Origin of the sequence: Bradyrhizobium sp. 41S5, from assembly GCF_011516665.3 — a bacterium.
Lineage (GTDB): Bacteria > Pseudomonadota > Alphaproteobacteria > Rhizobiales > Xanthobacteraceae > Bradyrhizobium > Bradyrhizobium quebecense.
Window position 1 is genome coordinate 2996230 of sequence record NZ_CP083721.1, and the last position, 20054, is coordinate 3016283.

Here is a 20054-nt window from a genome sequence, read left to right on the forward strand (position 1 = left end):
GACGACAGACATCGTCTTCGCGCATCGAAATAGGAGCGGGAGGATGGTGTACTCAAACTTCGCCATCGCGTGCGGGGAATCAAATGAGGAAACATCCTGGGCTTTCGCGCCGCGATCTGCTGAAGGGCACCAGCGCCGTGCTGACAGGGACCGCCCTTTCGACACGCGTGATGGCCGCCGCGCCAGCTGCGGAACCGGTTACGCCGACCTTGATCGCGGCTGCGAAGAAAGAGGGGCAGGTCGTCTACTACACCTCGACCGATCTGCCGGTCGCCGAGAAGCTGGCGAAGGCGTTCGAAGCGAAATATCCTGACATCACCGTGCGTGTCGAACGCACCGGCGCGGAGCGTGTGTTCCAGCGGGTGGGCCAGGAATACGCCAGCAACATTCACGCGGTCGACGTCGTCAATTCCTCCGACGCCGCGCATTTCATCGTGTGGAAGCGCGACGGCATTCTGGCGTCCTACGTGCCGGAGGAGGTCGCGAAATTCTATCCGGACGAGCATCGCGATGCGGACGGTCAGTTCGCAAGCTTCCGGGTCTGGCTTTCGATCATTGCCTACAACACCAATCTCGTGAAGGCCGAGGATGCGCCGAAGAGCTTCGCCGATCTGCTCGATCCGAAATGGAAGGGCAAGATCGTGAAGGGGCACCCCGGCTATAGCGGCACCATCATGACCGCGACTTATCAGATGCAGCGCGACCTCGGCTGGAACTTCTTCGAGAAGCTCGCAAAGCAGAACATCATGCAGGTGCAGTCCTCGACCGATCCACCGAAGAAGCTCGATCTCGGCGAGCGCGCGGTGATGGCCGACGGCAACGAGTACAACATCTTTCAGCTGAAGGAGATGGGCCGCCCGGTCGAGCCGGTCTACGCCACCGAAGGGGCACCGATCATCGTCGGTCCCAATGGGATCTTCAAGGACTGTCCGCATCCCAATGCGGCAAGGCTGTTTCAATCGTTCGCGCTCGGGCGTGAGGGGCAGCAGCTCAACGTCGAGATCGGCGGCCTCAGGTCGGTCCACGCGCAGGCCCAGGAGAAGGCCGGGCGCAAGCCGTTGAAGGACATCAAGACGATGAAGGACGACCCCGCGGCGGTGGAGAGGGAGGGGGAATCGATCAAGTCGCACTACACCCGAATCTTCCGCGTTTGACGGACGGAGTCGGCCGATAGCCGGGCATCTGGGCGTTCGCCGCATGGCTTATGCGCGGTTTTCGCCCGGACTGGGTCAATAATGTCCCTCGGCGGAGCGGATATTTGATGTTACCAATTTGGCATGAACCCGCATGCCAAGATCGACATTCGCCATTCCACCTGTCCGCACGACTGCCCTTCGGCATGTGCGCTCGATGTCGAGGTGATCGAAGGACGCTCGATCGGCAGGGTGCGCGGCTCCAAACAGCAAACCTACACGGCTGGCGTGGTCTGCGCCAAGGTCGCGCGTTATGCCGAGCGGATCCACCATGCTGAACGGCTGATGCATCCGCTGCGCCGGACCGGCCCGAAGGGTTCCGGTCAGTTCGCGCGGATTTCGTGGGACGAGGCGCTGGACGAGATCGCGGCGCGATTCGACGCTGCCGAGCGGGACTTCGGCGCCGAGTCGGTCTGGCCTTACTACTACGCCGGCACTATGGGGCTCGTGATGCGCGACGGCCTCAACCGGCTGTCGCATGTGAAGAAATATTCGCGCTTCTACGGCACGATCTGCTCGACCATCGCGCGCATCGGCTTTACCGCCGGAACCGGCAAGATCGCCGGCGTCGATCCGCGCGAGATGGGCGTCTCCGACCTCGTCGTGATCTGGGGCACCAATCCGGTGAACACCCAGGTCAACGTGATGACGCATGCAGCGCGCGCGCGGAAGGAGCGCGGCGCCAAGATTGCGGCGGTCGACGTTTACAACAACGAGACCATGAAGCAAGCCGACATCAAGATCCTGCTGCGGCCGGGAACCGATGGCGCCTTCGCCTGCGCCGTGATGCACGTGCTGTTCCGCGAGGGACTTACCGATCGCGACTATCTCGCGCGCTATACCGATTGCCCGGACGAACTGGAAGCGCATCTGAAGGCGCGCACGCCGGAATGGGCATCAGCGATCTCGGGCGTGCCGGTCGAGGAGATCGAGTCGTTCGCGCGGCTGGTCGGGACCACCAAGCGCTCGTTCTTCCGCCTTGGCTACGGGTTTACCCGCAGCCGCAACGGCGCCGCGCAGATGCATGCCGCGCTGTGCATTCCCGCGGTGACTGGTGCCTGGCAATATGAGGGCGGCGGTGCGTTCTTCAACAATGCCGGCATCTGGCGCTTCGATGAGTCGATCATCGAAGGCCACGACGCGATCGATCCCTCGACCCGGGTGCTCGATCAGTCCAAGATCGGCCGAATCCTGACCGGCGATTCCGAGGCGCTACGCGGCGGCGGGCCGGTCAAGGCGATGCTGATCCAGAACACCAATCCGATGACGGTGGCGCCCGAGCAGGCGCTGGTGCGGCAGGGATTTGCCCGCAAGGATCTGTTCGTCGCGGTGCATGAGCAGTTCATGACCGAGACGGCGCAGATGGCCGACATCGTGCTGCCGGCGACGATGTTCATGGAGCACGACGATCTCTATTACGGTGGCGGTCATCAGCACATCTCGGTTGGCCCGAAGCTGATCGACCCGCCCGGTGAATGCCGCTCCAATCACGAGGTGCTGCAGGGGCTCGGCCGCAGGCTCAATGCCGTGCATCCCGGTTTCGACATGACGCCGCGCCAGCTGATAGACGCAACTTTGAAGAAAAGCGGGCACGGCGATATCGAGACGCTGGAAGCCGATATTTGGCGCGACCTGCAGCCGGATTTCCGCACCTCGCATTATCTCGACGGCTTCGCCCATCCCGACAAGAAGTTCCACTTCAAGGTCGATTGGGCCAAGGTCCCGGTGGGGGCGGGCGGGCTGATGGGTGCGTGGGACAAGATGCCCTCGCTGCCCGACCACTGGACCATCATCGAGGAGGCGGACGCGCAGCATCCGTTCCGGCTCGCGACGTCGCCGTCGCGCAGCTTCCTCAATACCAGCTTCAACGAAACGCCGTCGTCGCAGGCCCGCGAGGGCGCGCCGACCGTGATGATCCACCCCGATGATGCGGCTGCGCTGTCGATCGCCGACGGGGAGGCCGTGACGCTCGGCAACATGCGCGGTGAGACCACGCTGACCGCAAAACTGTTCGATGGCGTTCGCCGCGGCGTGTTGATCGCCGAGTCGATCCATCCCAACAAGTCCCACATCGGCGGGCGCGGCATCAACATGCTGACCGGGGCGGAGGCCGTCGCACCGCTTGGCGGCGCCGCGTTCCACGACAACAAGGTCTGGATCAGGAAGGCGTCCGCCGCCGCTTAAATCCTGCTTGCAGTCGGCGCCGATCCTGCCGCAAATATCTGCTGGCAACGGCACACAGGCAAGAAACAGGCAGGAAACATGACCGACAACAGCGTTCTTCTCGAGAAGCGCGGGCAGGCTTTCTGGATCACCATCAACCGCCCGGACAAGCGCAACGCGCTCAATGCCGGTGTGATCGCGGGCATCGCCAGGGGCTATCGCGAGGCGCATGACGACAAGGACGTGCGCGTCATCGTGCTGACGGGCGCGGGCGACAAGGCGTTCTGCGCCGGCGCCGATCTACAGAACAGCGGCGCGGCGTTCTCGATGGATTTCTCGCGTCCGAATGTCGACTACGCCGATTTGTTGCGGCTGTCGCAGAACGCGACCAAGCCCGCGATCGCGCGGGTCGGCGGCGTCTGCATGGCCGGCGGCATGGGCCTGCTGTGCATGACCGACATGGCGGTGGCCGGCGATCAGGTGATCTTCGGTCTGCCCGAGGTGAAGGTCGGCGTGTTTCCGATGCAGGTGCTGAGCCTGTTGCAATCGATCGCCCCCGCACGCCTTATCAACGAATGGGCGCTGACCGGCGAGCCGTTCGATGCGAAGACCGCGCAGGCCGCGGGTCTTCTCAACTACGTCGTGCCGGCGGCCGAGCTCGATGCCAAGGTCGATTGGCTGATCGGCCGCATCGTCGACAAGTCACCGACTGCGATCCGTCGCGGCAAATATGCGATGCGGGCGATCGCGTCGATGTCGTTCGACGAAAGCATCGCCTATACCGAAAGCCAGATCGCGCTGCTCGCGATGACCGAGGACGCCAAGGAAGGCCTCAAGGCTTTTGGCGAGAAGCGCAAGCCGACCTGGACGGGGCGCTGAGGCATCATTGTGCCCGCTCACCTCGCCCCGCGTGCGGCCGCCGCAGGCGCACTATCAAAACATCGAAAACAACCCCATGCAAAGGAGCCGACGGCGGCCGGCTTTGGACAAGGCAACTTGACATGTCGGGCAAATCAGGGTTACATTTCTAATATTCCGAAATCGTGCATCCCGTCGCTCGCCCTGTCGCGTGTTAGAGCGTTTTCGAGCCAAGTGGACGCCGGTTCGCGTGAAGAAAACGCGTCAAAACAAGAATCTAGAGCTTCGGTTCTGATTCAATCAGAACCGAAAATGCTCTAGCCCGCGTTAGCCTTCAGGCCGGCCGCTTCGATGCCGGCCACGGCGCAGATCTCGTCATTGTCTGAGGTGTCGCCGCTGACGCCCACGGCGCCGAGCAGGGTGGCTCCGTCCATGATCAGCACGCCGCCCGGGACCGGCACCAGCCGGCCCTGCGCCAGCGTGTTCACGGAATCGATGAAATAGGCCTGCTCTTGCGCGCGCTGAAACAGGGCGCGCGATCCCATGCCGAGCGCCAGCGCGCCATAGGCCTTGCCGTGGGCGATCTCGGCCCGCATCAGGCTGGTGCCGTCCTGCGCCGCCGTCACCTTCACCGCGCCGCGCGCGTCGAGGATGGTGACGACCAGCGGCTTCAGCTTCTTCTCGACGCCCTTGGCGAGTGCGGCATCCAGAATCTTGCGGGCGATGTCGAGAGTGAGCTCAGCCATGGGCCTTTTCCTTTGTCGGCAATGATTGGTCGGAATTCGATTTCGCACGTTTCAGGCTCATCGCCAATACGCGGGCGACATGCAGCGGCGTGCGTCCGCTGCCGTCCTTGATCTGGTGCCGGCAGGAGGTGCCGTCGGCCACGATCAGCGTATCCTGGTTCGCGCTACGGACTGCCGGCAGCAGCGACAGCTCAGCCATCTCGATCGAGGCCTGATAGGTGTCCGCGCCGTAGCCGAACGCGCCGGCCATGCCGCAGCAGCTCGACTCGATGGTCTTGACGTCGAGGCCCGGCACCAGCCGCAGCACCTTCTCCACCGGCTTGAACGCGCCGAAGGACTTTTGGTGGCAATGTCCGTGCACGACGGCCTTGCCGGCGACCGTGCCGAGCGGCAAAGCAAGGCGTCCAGCCTCGGCCTCGCGCACCAGAAACTCCTCGAACAGCAGGGCGTGCGCGCTGACGGTCTTGGCGGCCTCATCCGAACGCAGCGACAGCAGCTCGTCGCGCAGGGTCAGAAGGCAGCTCGGCTCCAGGCCTATGATCGGCACGCCGCGCTCTGCGAATGGCGCGTAAGTCGTAACCAGCCGGTCGAGCTCGGCACGCGCCTGCTCGACCAGACCCGCCGACAGGAATGTCCGTCCGCAGCATGGCGGACGGCCGCCGTCCGACGGTTTCGGCAGGTGCACGCGATAACCGCCGGCGACCAGCACCTCGACCGCGGCGTCGAGATTCTCCCGCTCATAGCCGCGGTTGAACGTGTCGGCGAACAGCACTACTTCGCGGCCATCAGCCGGACCCAGCACCTCGGCGTCGGGCCGGAAGGTGTCGCGGCGAAACGCCGGCAGTGCGCGCTTCGCGCTGATGCCGGCGAGCGTCTCGAACAGCGCGCGCAGCAGCGGGCTGCGGTTGCGCCAGTTCGCAAGCGGAGCGAAGCGCGAGGCGAGATCGACATAGCGCGGCAGATAGCCGACCAGCCGGTCGCGCAGCGACAGGCCGTGCGACGCGGCGCGGGCGGCCAGCACCTCGATCTTCATCTTGGCCATGTCGACGCCGGTCGGGCATTCATGGCGGCACGCCTTGCAGGAGACGCAGAGTTTCAGCGTGTCCATCATCTCGTCGGAGGCGAGCGCGTTCGCACCCAACTGGCCCGAGATCGCCAGCCGCAACGTATTGGCGCGGCCGCGGGTGACGTCCTTCTCGTTGCGCGTCGCCCGATAGGACGGGCACATCCCGCCGCCTTCGAGCTTGCGGCAGGCGCCGTTGTTGTTGCACATCTCGACCGCGCCCTGGAAGCCGCCGCCGGCGCCGGGATAGGCCGACCAGTCGAGCGCCGTCTTCAATTCGCCGACGCGATAGTCCGGCGAATAGCGAAACAGCGAGCGATCGTCCATCCTGGGCGGATCGACGATCTTGCCCGGGTTGAGTGTGTTGTCCGGATCGAAGCGCTGCTTGACCTCGCGGAAATCGGCGACGATGCGCGCGCCGAACATCGTCGCGTGGAATTCCGAGCGCACCAGGCCGTCGCCGTGCTCGCCGGAATGCGAGCCCTTGTATTCGCGCACCATCGCGAAGGCTTCCTCGGCAATGGCGCGCATTGCCTTGACGTCCTTCTCGAGCTTGAGATTGAGCACCGGGCGCACATGCAGGCAGCCTTCGGAGGCGTGCGCATACATCGTGCCGCGGGTGCCGTGTTTGGCGAAGACGGCATTGAGCCGTTCCGTGTAGTCGGCAAGATGCGGCAGCGGCACCGCGCAATCCTCGACGAACGAGACCGGCTTGCCCTCCTGCTTCATCGACATCATGACGTTGAGCCCGGCCGCGCGGAAATCGGCGATGCCGGTCTGCAGGGCCGGCTCGACGATCTCGACCACGCCGCCCCACTTGCGCTGCGGCTTGTCCCAGCCGAAGCCGAGGTCGCCCATCAGTTCGCCGAGCTGCTTCAGGCGGGCGAGGTTGTCGGCTTGATCTTCCTCGGCGAACTCGACCACCAGGATGGCGTCAGGATCGCCGCGCACAGCTGCGGAGATGATCGGCTGAAACATCGCGATCTCGCGGCCGAGCGCGATCATGGTGCGATCGACCAGCTCGACTGCGATCGGCCGCAGCTTCACCAGATGCTGGGCCGCATCCATCGCCTCGTAGAAGCTGCCGAAATGACAGACGCCGAGCGCCTTGTTGCGGATCACAGGCCACAGCTTGAGCTCGACCTGCGTCGTGAAGGCGAGCGTGCCTTCCGAGCCGACCAACAGATGCGCCATGTTGTTCGGCGCGTTGCGCGGCACCAGCGCATCGAGGTTATAGCCGCCGACGCGGCGCTGCACCTTGGGGAATTTGTCCGCGATCTCGGCCGCCTCGCGCTCGCCGAGATCAAGCATGTCGCGGAACAGCTTCGAGCCGCTGTCGGACGCATTGATCCGCGTCAGGTCGCGCGGCACCTCGCCGAAATGCAGCAGCGTGCCATCGGCGAGCGCTGCATCCATCGACAGCGTATTGTCGCGCATGGTACCGTAGCGCAGCGAGCGGCCGCCGCAGGAATTGTTGCCGGCCATGCCGCCGATGGTGGCGCGCGACGCGGTCGAGACGTCGACCGGAAACCACAGCCCATGCTTCTTCAGCTGACGGTTGAGATCGTCGAGCACGATGCCGGGCTCGACCACGCAAGTCCGGTTCTCGACGTCGAGCGAGAGGATACGGTTCAGATGCTTGGAGAGGTCGGCCACGATGCCGTCATTGACGGTCTGACCGCATTGCGAGGTGCCGCCGCCGCGCGGGGTCACGATCCGCCCGGCGTCGCGGACGATCGCAAGCGTGCGCAACGCCTCGTCGACGGTGCGCGGCACCACCACGCCGGCCGGCATGATCTGGTAGAACGAGGCGTCGGTCGCGTAGCGGCCGCGGTTGAAGGCATCGAAAAACACGTCGCCGGTCAGGTCGGACCGCAGGCGCTGTTCGAGCGATGAGACGTTCTTCATCCCAGATCCGATGTGATCCGCGGCGCAACCCATATTGCCCGGGGATTATTCATTCGATTGAGCCGAGAATTACATTATGAATTCAAAATGAGCAACTAGCTGCCTTGAGGCGTCGCCTCTTGGCCGCTGTCCGGTCCCTCGGCGAGGTGCTCGATAGCAGCGCTCCGCTTGTTGCGCAGATGTCCGAACAGGATGTCGCTGAGCTCGCTTCCAGCGCGGCGGCGCAGCGCATCGAGGATCGCCTCGTGCTCGCGCATCGCCTCGGCCCAACGCTGCCGCTTGCGGGCGAAATTGGCGGAGTAGCGCACGCGGCGGATCCGGCCGGCGAAGTTGGCGTAGGTCGTCTTCAGCGTCTCGTTGCGCGCAGCCGAGACGATGCTCTCGTGGATCTGCTGGTTGGTCTGGAAATAGCCGTGCATGTCGCGGTGCAGATAGTGGCCGTACATCTCGTAGTGCAGCCGCTCGATCGCGCCGATTTCCTCGTCCGTTATGCTCTCGCAGGCCAGCCGTCCGGCAAGGCTCTCCAGCCCGGCCATGACGTCGAACAGTTCCTCGAGGTCGCGCTGGCTGAGCTGGCGCACGCGCGCGCCGCGATTGGGCAATAGCTCGATCAGGCCTTCACCGGCCAGCACCTTGAGCGCCTCGCGCAGCGGCGTCCTGGAGATCCCCAGCATTTCGCACAGCTGGCGTTCCGGAACGCGCCCGCCCTCGGGAATGTTGCCTTCCACCACATAGTCGCGGAGCCGCAGCAGGATCTCGCCGTGAAGCGAGATCTCCTGGCGGTCGCCGCCGTTGCCGGCAGCGGGCTCGGTGATCGGAGCCCCGGTCTCGGGAATCGCAGATTTCATATTCTGAACAATAATTTGCCAGCGCGGACGCGTCGATCTCCGCAATCGAATACCAAAATTGGATTGAAAATACAAAAAATGAATGCAAAATTGGTGGCCAAGGAGCCGAAATCCGGCGATTGGGAGGTTCTCATGCATCAAGGACGCCATTTTCTGCAGATTCCAGGGCCGAGCCCTGTGCCGGATCGCATTCTTCGCGCGATGGACATGCCGGTCATCGATCACCGAAGCGCGGAGTTTGCCGAGCTTGGCCGCACCGTGCTCGAGGGAAGCGGCAAGATCTTCCAGACTGCGGGCCCGGTGGTGATCTTTCCGTCGTCGGGCACCGGCGCCTGGGAAGCCGCGATCGTCAACACGCTGTCGCCCGGCGACAAGGTCCTGATGGTCGAGACCGGCCACTTCGCCACGCTGTGGCGGCAACTCGCCGGCCGTTTCGGCATCGAGGTCGACTTCATTGCCGGCGATTGGCGGCGCGGCGCCGACCCAGCGCTGATCGAAGCAAGGCTCGCCGAGGACACCGCGCACAGCATCAAGGCGGTGATGGTCGTCCACAACGAGACCTCGACCGGCGCGACCAGCCGGATCGCCGACATCCGTGCCGCCATCGACCGCAACGCGCATCCGGCGCTCTTGATGGTCGACACCATTTCCTCGCTCGGCTCGGTCGATTACCGGCACGACGAGTGGAAGGTCGATGTCAGCGTCAGCTGCTCGCAGAAAGGCTTCATGCTGCCGCCCGGCCTCGGCTTCAACGCCATTTCGGAGAAGGCCCGCGCCGCGTCCCGCACCAACAAGATGCCGCGCTCCTATTTCGATTGGGAGGAGATGCTGAAGCCGAACGCCAAGGGTTTCTTCCCCTACACGCCGGCGACGAACCTGCTCTACGGGCTGCGCGAGGCGATTGCGATGCTGCTGGAGGAGGGGCTCGACAACGTGTTCGCCCGCCATCGGCGGCTCGCCGCCGCCACGCGTGCCGCCGTCAATCAATGGGGGCTCGAGAATCTCTGCCAGGAGCCTTCGGAATTCTCGCCGGTGCTGACCGCGGTGCTGATGCCGCCCGGCCATGATGCCGATCAGTTCCGCAAGGCCGTGCTCAACAATTTCAACATGTCGCTCGGTGCCGGCCTGTCGAAGGTCGCCGGCAAGGTGTTCCGCATCGGCCATCTCGGCGAGTGCAATGAGCTGACGCTGCTCGGCGCGCTCACCGGCGTCGAGATGGGGCTGTCGGTTGCCGGCGTGCCGCACCGCTCGGGCGGCGTCGAGGCGGCGATGCGGCTGCTCGAGCAGCGCGATCAACGCAACGCGTCGTCGCACCTGAAGGTGGTCAGCACCTAAGCGCCGACCAACGGCATCCCGCACGCCAACGGCTCAGAAAAATCGCGGATCAGGGAAGGGGAGGGATATGAGGCTTCGGTTCAAGGCCACCCATGTCGTGTTGGCCATGCTCTGCGTGATGTATTTCATCACCTATGTCGACCGCGTCAACATCGGCACCGCGGCCAGCGAGATCCAGAAGGAACTCGACCTGTCCAACACCGAGCTCGGCCTGGTGTTCTCGGCCTTCGCCTATCCGTATCTGCTGTTCCAGGTGATCGGCGGCTGGGTCGGCGATCGCTTCGGACCACGCAAGACCTTGTTCTGGTGCGGCATGATCTGGGCCGCGGCCACCATCATGACCGGCTTTGTGCATGGTCTTGCCGCGCTGTTCGTCGCGCGCTTCGCGCTAGGGTTCGGCGAAGGGGCGACGTTCCCGACCGCGACACGTGCCATGCAGTACTGGACGCCCGCGAACCGCCGCGGCTTCGCGCAAGGCCTGACACACGCGTTCGCACGGCTCGGCAACGCGGTGACCCCGCCGGTGGTCGCGCTCCTGATCCTCTGGCTGACATGGCGCGGCGCCTTCGTCGCGCTCGGCATCGTCAGTCTGATCTGGGGTGTTGCGTGGGTCTGGTATTTCCGCAACGAGCCGGGCGACCATGACGCCATCACCGCGGCCGAGCTTGCGACCTTGCCGCCGCGCCCGCAGGGCGAGCGGCCGAAGGTGCCGTGGGGACCGCTGTTGCAGCGGATGTGGCCGGTGACGCTAACGTATTTCTGCTACGGCTGGTGCCTGTGGCTCTACCTCAACTGGCTGCCGCTGTTCTTCAAGAACAACTACAGCCTCGATCTGAAGAACTCGGCGCTGTTCGCATCCGGCGTGTTCTTTGCCGGCGTGGTCGGCGACAGCATCGGCGGCGTCATCTCCGACCGCATCCTCGAGCGCACCGGCAATGTGCGGCTGGCGCGGCTCAGCGTGACGATCGTGGGATTCGCCGGCGCGCTGCTCTCGCTGATGCCGATCCTGTTCGTTCATGACATCACAGTGGTCGCGCTCTGCCTGTCGGCCGGCTTCTTCTTCGCTGAGCTCGTGATCGGCCCGATGTGGTCGATCCCGATGGATATCGCCGCGAAATATTCCGGCACCGCCGCCGGGATCATGAACAGCGGCTCGGCGTTCGCGGCGATCGTCTCGCCGCTGGTCGCCGGTTTCGTCATCGACGCCACCGGAAACTGGTACCTGCCGTTCCTGATGTCGATGGGGCTGCTGCTGCTTGGTGGTTTCTCGGCGTTCCTGATGCATCCGGAGCGGCCGTTCGAGGGAGCCGGCGAACTGGCCGCGCCGCGAAAGGTGGTGGCCGCCGAATGAACGGCTGCCGGTGTCCGCAAGGCGCCGCCGGATATGCATGACTGACCCCCGCCGGGCGGAGGACAAATCCGGCGAAAATGGTGACATGGATGCAGTCTTGAAGAGAGGCTGGGAGTAGTGAATTTGGGTATGCTTTGCGGCGGCTGCCATTGCGGTGAGATCAGGTTCGAAGTCCCCGATCAGCCGGCTTTCAGTACCGTCTGCCATTGCCACGATTGTCGGAGGCAATCTGGAGCGCCGATGCTGGCGTGGGCAATGGTACCGAAGGCCGCGGTATCAATCCAGGGGAAGCCGAAGGTCTATTCGTCTTCAGAAAGCGGCCAGCGCTCGTTCTGCCCGACGTGCGGCGCGGGGCTGTTCTTCGGCAATGGCATTCTCGACCAGATGGGCATGATGCAAGTCAGGATCGCTGCGCTCGACGATCCGAATTCGATCTCGCCCAGGGTTCAGGTGCAGACTGCCGAGCGCGTCGGATGGGTAGGGTCCCTTCACGATCTTCCGGCCTTCGAGCGCTTCCCGAGTTGAGTCGTCGGGATCGCCAGGATTTGGGCCGGTACCCATCCGGGCGGCCGGTACGGTTGGGGCGGGCCCCGCTCCGACAGGCGTGGTCCAGCATTCTTCCAGATGGCGTCGCGCTGGATCGGTCTGGCCGGGTATGGCCTCGGATGCCAACTCACTGAGCCATCTCAAGAAGAGCTAAGCCATGTGGGCCGCTATGGGCTGATATGGTTGGCTTCGATTTCCGGATAGTGATATGCGAGCGGCTCACCACCGACCAAGACAAGACCGGGAAAGACGCTCATGACCGTGCACACTGGAAGGCATTTTCTGCAGATTCCGGGACCGACCAATGTGCCGGACCGGGTGCTGCGGGCGATGGACATGCCGACCATGGACCATCGCGGTGCCGAATTCGCCGAGATCGGCTTTGCCGTGCTTTCCGCGATGCAGCGTGTGTTCCGCACCAAGCAGCCCGTGATCATCTACCCCTCGTCGGGGACCGGCGCGTGGGAGGCCGCGATCGTCAACACGCTGCAGCCGGGCGACAAGGTCCTGATGTGCGAGACCGGCCAGTTCGCGATGCTGTGGCACGGCATCGCCGACAAGTTCAAGCTCGACGTCGATTTCATTCCGGGCGACTGGCGCCATGGCGCCGACCTCGAGCAGATCGAGGCCAGGCTATCCGCCGACAAGGCGCACAAGATCAAGGCCGTGTGCGTGGTCCATAACGAGACCTCGACCGCCTGCGTCACCTATCCGCGCGACGTCCGCAAGATCCTCGACACCTTGAAGCATCCGGCGCTCCTGATGGTCGACACCATCTCGGGCCTCGGCTCGCTCGAATATGAGCACGATGCCTGGGGCATCGATGTCTCGATCGCCGGCTCCCAGAAGGGGCTGATGCTGCCGCCCGGCCTCGGCTTCAACGCCGTGTCGGAGAAGGCGCTGGCGGTGGCCAAGGCCAATCCGGGGATGCGCTCCTATTGGGATTGGCAGGAGGTCATCAACATCAACAAGGCCGGCACCTGGCCGTATACGCCAGCGACCAACCTGCTGTTCGGCCTGCGCGAGGCCGTGAAGATGCTGGAGGAGGAGGGGCTGGACAACGTCTTCGCCCGCCACAAGCGCCACAGCGAAGCGACGCGTGCCGCCATCAAGGTCTGGGGTCTCGAGACGCAGTGCCAGGAGCAGGGCGCGCATTCGCCGGCGCTGACCGCGGTGCGCGTGCCCGATGGCCACGATGCCGACCACTTCCGCAAGGTCGTGCTCGAGAATTTCGACATGTCGCTCGGCACCGGCCTCAACAAGGTCAAGGGCAAGGTGTTCCGGATCGGGCATATCGGCCACTTCAACGACCTGATGCTGATGGGCACGCTGTCCGGCGTCGAGATGGGTCTCGATCTGGCCAAGGTGCCGCACCGCAGTGGCGGTGTGCTGGCGGCGATGGAGGTCCTCAAGGGACGCGACCCATCGCAGGCGTCGAAAGCCGTTGCTTGAGTAGGCTGGCCTGAAACCTCATCGCAAAGAACAGAAAGAGCGAGACATGAACGCGCCTGTCGCACCGACCGAAGACCTGATCTACTCCGTCGCGGACGGGGTCGCGCGCATCACGTTCAACAGGCCGCAGGCCCGCAACGCGCTGACCTTTGCGATGTACGAGCAGATGGCTTCGATCTGCGAGAACATCAATCAGGATCACTCCATCAAGGCGCTGATCCTGACCGGTGCCGGCGAGAAGGCGTTCGCCTCGGGCACCGACATCTCGCAGTTCCGGGCGTTCAAGACCGCGCAGGATGCGCTGGACTACGAGGCGCGGATCGACCGCGTGCTGGGAACGCTGGAACAGTGCCGCGTGCCTGTCATCGCGGCGATCGCCGGCGCGTGCACCGGCGGCGGCGCCGGTATCGCTGCATGCTGCGACATCCGCATCGGCACCGAAGCGACACGGATCGGCTTCCCGATCGCGCGCACGCTCGGCAACTGCCTCTCGATGTCCAACATCTCGCGGCTGGTCTCGCTGATCGGTCCGGCGCGGACCAAGGATCTGATCTTCAAGGCGCGCCTGGTCGAGGCGCCCGAAGCATTGGCGCTCGGGCTGCTGAACGAAGTCGTCCCCGACGTGGAAACGCTGCAGCGCCGCGCCACCGAGACCGCGCAACTCGTCGCCGGCCATGCGCCGATCACGCTGGAGGTGACCAAGGAAGCGGTGCGCCGCATCCGCCGCACGCTGTCGCGCGACGAAGGCGAAGACCTGATCCTGCGCGCCTATATGAGCGAGGATTTCCGCGAGGGCATGGACGCTTTCCTCAACAAGCGCGCGCCCAACTTCAAGGGCAAATAGCGGCGGCGGGTTGGCGCAAGACGCGGGTGCTCTCCGTCGTCATTCCGGGACGCGCCTCTTGGCGCGAGCCCGGAATCCATTCATCCGAGGAATGCGTGGCCTGATGGATTCCGGGCTCTCGCTTCGTTGCCCGACTGCGCAAGCTCCCGCAACACAACCGGTGTCGTCCCGGCGAAGGCCGGGACCCATAACCACCGATGCGAATTGTTGAGCGCTACTGCAACGACAAGTCCCATTGGCAACACCCGCCGCGGAGTATGGGTCCCGGCCTTCGCCGGGACGACGATTGGAAAAATCGCGAGTTCAACTTCATCCTGGTCGCCGTGGCGCGTCCGATGGCTCGCAACGACACCCGCCTCATTCCAAAGTCATAGGTCATGCGGCAGTTCGGCGGCTTGCACTCACCTGCTTTCTCAGCACAATGACGCGAACCCGCCACCTCGACGGTTTTGCGAAGCCGAACAAATAGATAGGGAAGAAACACGTGGGACAGATCGTGAAAACCACGGCAGCCATCGCGACCTTGCTGCTGAGCACGCCGGCCTTTGCCGGCTGGGAGCCGAGCAAGCCGGTCGAGATCGTGGTTGCGGCCGGCGCCGGCGGCGCCTCCGACCAGATGGCGCGCATGATGCAGGCGGCGATCCAGAAGAACAATCTGATGAAGCAGCCGATGGTGGTCTCGCTGAAGGGCGGCGCGTCGGGTGCGGAAGCGCTGATGTACATGAAGTCCAGCGAGGGCGATCCCAACAAGGTGCTGATCGCCTATTCGCTGATCTACATGCTGCCACTGTCGGCCAAGATTCCCTTCAACTGGCGCGACCTCACGCCGGTGTCGGTGATCGCGCTCGACCAGTTCGTGCTGTGGGACAATGCGTCGGGCCCCAAGACCGTCAAGGATTTCATCGCGGCCGCCAAGGCCGCGAGCGCGCCGTTCAAGATGGGCGGCACGGGCTCCAAGCGTGAAGATCATGTGCTGACCGTGTTCATGGAGCAGAAGACCGGCGCGAAATTCTCCTATCTGCCGTACAAGTCCGGCGGCGAGGCCGCGACGCAACTGGTCGGCGGCCACACCGAGTCCAACGTCAACAATCCGAGCGAAAACCTCGAAGTCTGGCGCGCCGGACAGGTTCGCGCGCTCTGTGTGTTCGACAAGGAGCGCATCTCCTACAAGACCAAGGTCACCGACACGCAATCCTGGAACGACATCCCGACCTGCAAGGAGGAGGGGCTGGACGTGCAGTATCTGATGCTGCGCGCGATGTTCCTGCCCGGCAAGGTCACGCAGGAGCAGCAGGCATTCTATGCCAACCTGTTCCAGAAGGTGACGCAGACGGCGGAATACAAGGACTACATGGAGAAGCAGGCGCTGAAGCCGATCTTCCTCACCGGCAAGGACATGGTGGAATTCCTCGAGGATGACGACAAGCTCAATGCTTCGCTGATGAACGCGGCGGGCTTTGTCGCGAAGTAGCGGTCGCGGTTTGCTTACCTTCGGGCCGGAATTGGCTTGCAAGCGGCAGTGGCGCAGTGATTATTGCGCCGCAGTATGGTCAAACGTCCGGCGAGCCCGATCGGGCTGGGGCACCCCTCCGTCGTCGTTGCGGGACCGTGAGGAGCGATCATGACCAAAGCCGTTCTCGGTATCATCGGCGGATCCGGCATCTACGATCTGCCGGGCCTGGAAAATGTCCGCGAGGAAACGATCACGAGTCCCTGGGGCGAACCATCCGCGCCGCTGCGTCGTGGCGAGGCGGCGGGACTGCCGATCGTGTTCCTGCCGCGGCACGGCCAGGGACACGCGCTGTCGCCGTCCGACATCAACTATCGCGCCAATATCGACGTGCTGAAGCGGGCCGGGGTCACCGACCTGGTCGCGCTGTCTGCCTGCGGCTCGTTCAAGGAAGAGCTGCCGCCCGGGACGTTTGTGCTGGTCGATCAGTTCGTCGACCGCACGTACAAGCGCGAGAGCTCGTTTTTCGGCAAGGGCTGCGTCGCGCATGTGTCGATGGCGCATCCGGTATCGCCGCTGCTGGCGAAGCATCTCGCCGCCGCTGCCGAGGCCGAGCGCATCGCGTTCGCGCGCGGCGGCACCTATTTCTGCATGGAGGGGCCGCAATTCTCCTCGCTCGCTGAAAGCCTGACCTACAAGGCGCAGGGCTATTCGGTGATCGGCATGACCAACATGCCCGAAGCCAAGCTCGCCCGCGAGGCCGAGATCTGCTACGCCAGCGTCGCGATGGTCACCGATTTCGACTGCTGGCATCCGGCCCATGATGCCGTCACGGTGCAGGATATCATCCGTGTGCTGAATTCGAACGCCGAGAAGGCAAAGGCGCTGGTCGCGCGTCTGGCGCGGGATTTCCCGCGCGAGCACGAGCCGTGTCCGATCGGTTCGGATCGCGCGCTGGATACCGCGCTGATCACCGCGCCTGCGGCGCGCGATCCTCAGTTGTTGGCGAAGCTCGATGCCGTGGCTGGAAGGATGTTGCGCGGATGAAGGTCGATGAACGGCATTTTCGCAGTATCTGGCTCGAGCCCGACGGCTGGTCCGTCGGTGCGATCGACCAGCGGCGGCTGCCCCATGAGTTCAACGTCGCCAAACTCACGACCGCTGACGAAGCAGGCGAGGCCATCAGCTCGATGCTGGTGCGCGGCGCGCCGCTGATCGGCGCCACCGCAGCCTATGGCATGGCGCTTGCGATGCGCGCCGATTCCTCCGATGCGGCGCTCGACCGCGCCGGCAAGATGTTGGCTGCGACCCGGCCGACCGCGATCAATCTGAAGTGGGCGATCGACGAGATGCAACGCGCGCTCGCGCCGCTCGCTGCTTCGGCCCGGGCGGATGCGGCCTATACCCGCGCCCGCGAGATCGCCGATGAGGATGTCGAGATCAACCGCGAGATCGGCCGCCATGGCCTCGGCCTGATCGAAAAAATCGCCGCGACCAAGAAGCCGGGAGAGCCGGTGAACGTGCTGACGCATTGCAATGCCGGCTGGCTCGCAACCGTCGATTGGGGAACGGCGACGTCACCGATCTACCAGGCGCATGATCGAGGCATTGCGGTCCATGTCTGGGTCGACGAGACGCGGCCGCGCAATCAGGGCGCCTCGCTCACCGCGTGGGAACTCGGTCACCACGGCGTGCCGCACACCGTGATTCCCGACAACACCGGCGGCCATCTGATGCAGCATCGCATGGTCGACCTTGCGATCGTCGGGACCGACCGCGTCGCCGCCAATGGCGACGTCTGCAACAAGATAGGGACCTATCTGAAAGCGCTCGCCGCGCACGACAACGACGTGCCGTTCTACGTTGCACTGCCGTCGCCGACCATCGACTTTAGTATCGACGATGGCGTCAGGCAGATTCCGATCGAGCAGCGCGCGGCCAGCGAGGTGACGCACCTCACCGGCCGCACGGCGGATGGACGGATCGAAACCGTGCGCGTGGTTCCGGACGGCTCTTCCGTCGCCAATTTCGGCTTCGACGTCACGCCGGCGCGGCTGGTGACGGGATTGATCACCGAGCGCGGTATACTCGGCGCGAATCGTGCTGCGCTTGCGAGCGCATTTCCCGAACGTTCCGGGCGTTAGCTGAAGGCTGCATTGACGGTGATTGGTTCAGCACGCTATCCCAATCGTTGCCCTCGCAACCCAGACCGTCCAGTCCATGTCCAATACCGAACTTGAGATCGTCGTCGACGATCCGACCGCGCCTGAAGAGAATTCGCCCGCCGTCGTCAGCACCGGCGCCGTCGACGTCGTCGTCTCGCTGCTGCTGCTTGCGCTCGCCTTGGTGCTCGGCTGGGACAATTGGCGCACCGGCGCATCGTGGGATTCGACCGGGCCGCAGCCGGGCTACTTTCCGTTCTACCTCTCGGTGATTCTCGGCACCGCCAGCCTCTATGGTCTCGGCGCTGCCTTCGTCTCGCGCCGGGAAGCAGCCGAGACCTTTGTCACCCGAGCCCAGTTTCGCCGGGTGATGGCGGTGTTCGTGCCGACATTCCTGTTCTGCCTCGCTACCCAATATCTCGGCCTCTACGTCGCGAGCTTTCTCCTGATCGCAGGCTTCATGCGCCTCGTCGGCAAGATCGCGCTGTGGAAGTCGTTGCTCACCGCCTGCGTTTTCACCGCCGCGATGTTCGTGACCTTCGACGTCGCATTCGACGTCATCATGCCGAAGGGGCCGCTCGAAGCGGCCTTCGGCTACTGAGCGATCGACAGGATTTCGGGACATGGAAGCTTTCGGTCTCCTGCTGCATGGCTTTGCCGTCCTTTTGACGTGGAAGACGCTGCTGTTGATGATGGTCGGCCTCGTGCTCGGCATCTTCGTCGGCGTGCTGCCCGGGCTTGGCGGTCCCAACGGCGTTGCGATCCTGCTGCCCTTGACCTTCACGATGGATCCGACATCCGCCATCGTGATGCTGTCCTGCATCTATTGGGGCGCGCTGTTCGGCGGCGCCATCACCTCTATCCTGTTCAACATCCCCGGCGAAGCCTGGTCGGTCGCGACCACGTTCGACGGCTATCCGATGGCGCAGCAGGGCAGGGCGGCTGAAGCGCTGACAGCCGCGTTCACCTCGTCCTTCATCGGCTCGCTGGTCGCGGTGCTGCTGATCACCTTCCTGGCGCCGATGATCTCGTCGTTCGCGCTGAAGTTCGGCCCGCCGGAATTCTTCGCCGTCTATCTTCTGACCTTCTGCTCGTTCGTCGGCCTCGGCCGCGAAGCCAAGCACAAGACCGTGATCTCGATGTCGCTCGGGCTGCTGCTCGCCGGCGTCGGCATGGATACGGTGTCCGGGCAGCTGCGCATGACGTTCGGCTCTGCCGAGCTGTTGCGCGGAATCAACTTCCTCGTTGCGGTGATCGGCCTATTCGGCATCAGCGAAATCCTGCTCACGATGGAGGAGCGCCTGGCGCTGCGCGGACACGCCGCCAGTATCAGCCTGCGCGTCGTGCTGTCGGTGTGGAAGGACCTGCCGAAATATTGGGTGACGCTGCTGCGTTCGTCCGTGATCGGCTGCTGGCTCGGAATCACGCCGGGCGGTGCGATCGCGGCGTCCTTCATGGGCTACAACCTCGCCAAGCGCTTCGCCAAGGATCCGGAGAGTTTTGGCAAGGGCCGCATTGAGGGCGTGTTCGCGCCGGAGACCGCCGCCCACGCCTCGGGCACGGCGGCCTTGCTGCCGATGCTCGCGCTCGGCATTCCCGGCTCTGGGACCGCGGCGATCCTGCTTGGCGGCCTGATGGTGTGGGGCCTCAACCCCGGCCCGCTGCTGTTCGTCGAGCACAAGGATTTCGTCTGGGGCCTGATCGCCTCGATGTATCTCGGCAACGTCGTCGGCCTGGTGCTGGTGCTGACGACGGTGCCGATCTTCGCCTCGATTCTGCGCGTGCCGTTTGCGGCTGTCGCCCCGATGATCGTGGTGTCCTGCGCGATCGGCGCCTACGCCATCCAGAATGCGATGTTCGACATCTGGCTGATGCTGGGCTTCGGCGTCGTTGGCTATGTCTTCAAGAAGATCGGCATCCCGCTTGCGCCATTCACGCTCGCTTTGGTGCTCGGCAGCCGCGCCGAGGACGCGTTCCGGCTCTCGATGATCGGCTCCGGCGGCGACATGAAGGTGTTCTGGTCGAACGGCCTGGTCGGCACCATCACGACCCTGGCGATCGTGCTGCTGTTCTGGCCGGTGATCGATCGGGCCTTTGCCGGCGTCGCGCGTCTGGTGCGGCCGGCAAAGGCGTGA

The 20054-nt window shown here is 64.3% G+C and carries 16 protein-coding genes; 13 read left to right on the forward strand and 3 right to left on the reverse strand.

Translation table 11 applies throughout. The annotated features are described in order from the left end of the window. The first annotated feature begins 83 nt into the window (after positions 1-83). From HAP47_RS14110 to HAP47_RS14120, 3 genes are all read left to right on the forward strand, one after another. Complete coding sequence (locus HAP47_RS14110) at positions 84-1154, forward strand: ABC transporter substrate-binding protein (RefSeq protein WP_173637726.1); 1071 nt, start codon at positions 84-86, stop codon at positions 1152-1154. 123 nt (positions 1155-1277) lie between these two features. Further along, positions 1278-3377 carry a molybdopterin oxidoreductase family protein gene (locus HAP47_RS14115; protein WP_173637725.1) on the forward strand — a complete coding sequence of 700 codons (2100 nt, stop codon included), beginning with the start codon at positions 1278-1280 and terminating at the stop codon, positions 3375-3377. 78 nt (positions 3378-3455) lie between these two features. Continuing rightward, positions 3456-4235: an enoyl-CoA hydratase/isomerase family protein gene (locus tag HAP47_RS14120; protein WP_173637724.1), complete on the forward strand. Its 780-nt coding sequence runs from the start codon at positions 3456-3458 to the stop codon at positions 4233-4235. A 296-nt stretch (positions 4236-4531) separates the two neighbouring features. Here HAP47_RS14120 and HAP47_RS14125 read toward each other — a convergent pair whose 3' ends face one another. From HAP47_RS14125 to HAP47_RS14135, 3 genes are all read right to left on the reverse strand, one after another. Continuing rightward, positions 4532-4960: a GlcG/HbpS family heme-binding protein gene (locus HAP47_RS14125; protein WP_173637723.1), complete on the reverse strand. Its 429-nt coding sequence runs from the start codon at positions 4958-4960 to the stop codon at positions 4532-4534. Next, positions 4953-7931 carry an FAD-binding and (Fe-S)-binding domain-containing protein gene (locus tag HAP47_RS14130; protein WP_173637722.1) on the reverse strand — a complete coding sequence of 993 codons (2979 nt, stop codon included), beginning with the start codon at positions 7929-7931 and terminating at the stop codon, positions 4953-4955. The genes HAP47_RS14125 and HAP47_RS14130 overlap by 8 nt, the downstream gene beginning before the upstream one ends. Before the next feature lie 95 nt (positions 7932-8026). Beyond that, the gene (locus tag HAP47_RS14135) at positions 8027-8779 is read right to left on the reverse strand and encodes a GntR family transcriptional regulator (RefSeq protein WP_173637721.1); all 753 of its coding nucleotides are present in this window, start codon (positions 8777-8779) and stop codon (positions 8027-8029) included. A gap of 132 nt (positions 8780-8911) precedes the next feature. Between HAP47_RS14135 and HAP47_RS14140 the strand changes: the two genes are divergently transcribed. From HAP47_RS14140 to HAP47_RS14185, 10 genes are all read left to right on the forward strand, one after another. Beyond that, positions 8912-10114 (forward strand): pyridoxal-phosphate-dependent aminotransferase family protein, encoded by a 1203-nt coding sequence (locus tag HAP47_RS14140; RefSeq protein WP_173637720.1) that lies wholly within the window; start codon positions 8912-8914, stop codon positions 10112-10114. 67 nt (positions 10115-10181) lie between these two features. Next, positions 10182-11465, forward strand: a complete 1284-nt coding sequence (locus HAP47_RS14145; RefSeq protein ID WP_173637719.1) for an MFS transporter — start codon at positions 10182-10184, stop codon at positions 11463-11465. Positions 11466-11594: 129 nt separating this feature from the next. Then, on the forward strand, positions 11595-11990 hold the full coding sequence (locus HAP47_RS14150; protein WP_173640502.1) for a GFA family protein: 396 nt from the start codon (positions 11595-11597) through the stop codon (positions 11988-11990). A gap of 276 nt (positions 11991-12266) precedes the next feature. Continuing rightward, positions 12267-13463, forward strand: coding sequence for a pyridoxal-phosphate-dependent aminotransferase family protein (locus tag HAP47_RS14155; RefSeq protein WP_173637718.1), 1197 nt, complete (start codon positions 12267-12269; stop codon positions 13461-13463). A gap of 46 nt (positions 13464-13509) precedes the next feature. Continuing rightward, a complete protein-coding gene (locus tag HAP47_RS14160) occupies positions 13510-14307 on the forward strand; it encodes an enoyl-CoA hydratase/isomerase family protein (protein ID WP_173637717.1) in 798 nt (265 codons plus the stop codon). 493 nt (positions 14308-14800) lie between these two features. Then, entirely contained in the window at positions 14801-15778 is a 978-nt protein-coding gene (locus HAP47_RS14165) for a Bug family tripartite tricarboxylate transporter substrate binding protein (protein WP_371821810.1), read from the forward strand. Between the two features lie 150 nt (positions 15779-15928). Next, positions 15929-16804: an S-methyl-5'-thioadenosine phosphorylase gene (locus HAP47_RS14170; protein ID WP_173637715.1), complete on the forward strand. Its 876-nt coding sequence runs from the start codon at positions 15929-15931 to the stop codon at positions 16802-16804. Then, a complete protein-coding gene (gene mtnA / locus HAP47_RS14175) occupies positions 16801-17901 on the forward strand; it encodes an S-methyl-5-thioribose-1-phosphate isomerase (RefSeq protein WP_173637714.1) in 1101 nt (366 codons plus the stop codon). Before HAP47_RS14170 ends, mtnA begins: the two co-directional genes overlap by 4 nt. Positions 17902-17977: 76 nt before the next feature. After that, on the forward strand, positions 17978-18520 hold the full coding sequence (locus HAP47_RS14180; RefSeq protein WP_173637713.1) for a tripartite tricarboxylate transporter TctB family protein: 543 nt from the start codon (positions 17978-17980) through the stop codon (positions 18518-18520). A 22-nt stretch (positions 18521-18542) separates the two neighbouring features. Further along, positions 18543-20054: a tripartite tricarboxylate transporter permease gene (locus HAP47_RS14185; protein ID WP_173637712.1), complete on the forward strand. Its 1512-nt coding sequence runs from the start codon at positions 18543-18545 to the stop codon at positions 20052-20054.

Excerpts from the sequence above, each read along its gene's own strand:
- HAP47_RS14110 (WP_173637726.1), top strand. The coding sequence starts at position 84 with ATGAGGAAACATCCTGGGCTTTCGCGCCGCGATCTGCTGAAGGGCACC.
- HAP47_RS14115 (WP_173637725.1), top strand. The coding sequence starts at position 1,278 with ATGAACCCGCATGCCAAGATCGACATTCGCCATTCCACCTGTCCGCAC.
- HAP47_RS14120 (WP_173637724.1), top strand. The coding sequence starts at position 3,456 with ATGACCGACAACAGCGTTCTTCTCGAGAAGCGCGGGCAGGCTTTCTGG.
- HAP47_RS14125 (WP_173637723.1), bottom strand. The coding sequence starts at position 4,960 with ATGGCTGAGCTCACTCTCGACATCGCCCGCAAGATTCTGGATGCCGCA.
- HAP47_RS14130 (WP_173637722.1), bottom strand. The coding sequence starts at position 7,931 with ATGAAGAACGTCTCATCGCTCGAACAGCGCCTGCGGTCCGACCTGACC.
- HAP47_RS14135 (WP_173637721.1), bottom strand. The coding sequence starts at position 8,779 with ATGAAATCTGCGATTCCCGAGACCGGGGCTCCGATCACCGAGCCCGCT.
- HAP47_RS14140 (WP_173637720.1), top strand. The coding sequence starts at position 8,912 with ATGCATCAAGGACGCCATTTTCTGCAGATTCCAGGGCCGAGCCCTGTG.
- HAP47_RS14145 (WP_173637719.1), top strand. The coding sequence starts at position 10,182 with ATGAGGCTTCGGTTCAAGGCCACCCATGTCGTGTTGGCCATGCTCTGC.
- HAP47_RS14150 (WP_173640502.1), top strand. The coding sequence starts at position 11,595 with ATGCTTTGCGGCGGCTGCCATTGCGGTGAGATCAGGTTCGAAGTCCCC.
- HAP47_RS14155 (WP_173637718.1), top strand. The coding sequence starts at position 12,267 with ATGACCGTGCACACTGGAAGGCATTTTCTGCAGATTCCGGGACCGACC.
- HAP47_RS14160 (WP_173637717.1), top strand. The coding sequence starts at position 13,510 with ATGAACGCGCCTGTCGCACCGACCGAAGACCTGATCTACTCCGTCGCG.
- HAP47_RS14170 (WP_173637715.1), top strand. The coding sequence starts at position 15,929 with ATGACCAAAGCCGTTCTCGGTATCATCGGCGGATCCGGCATCTACGAT.
- mtnA (WP_173637714.1), top strand. The coding sequence starts at position 16,801 with ATGAAGGTCGATGAACGGCATTTTCGCAGTATCTGGCTCGAGCCCGAC.
- HAP47_RS14180 (WP_173637713.1), top strand. The coding sequence starts at position 17,978 with ATGTCCAATACCGAACTTGAGATCGTCGTCGACGATCCGACCGCGCCT.
- HAP47_RS14185 (WP_173637712.1), top strand. The coding sequence starts at position 18,543 with ATGGAAGCTTTCGGTCTCCTGCTGCATGGCTTTGCCGTCCTTTTGACG.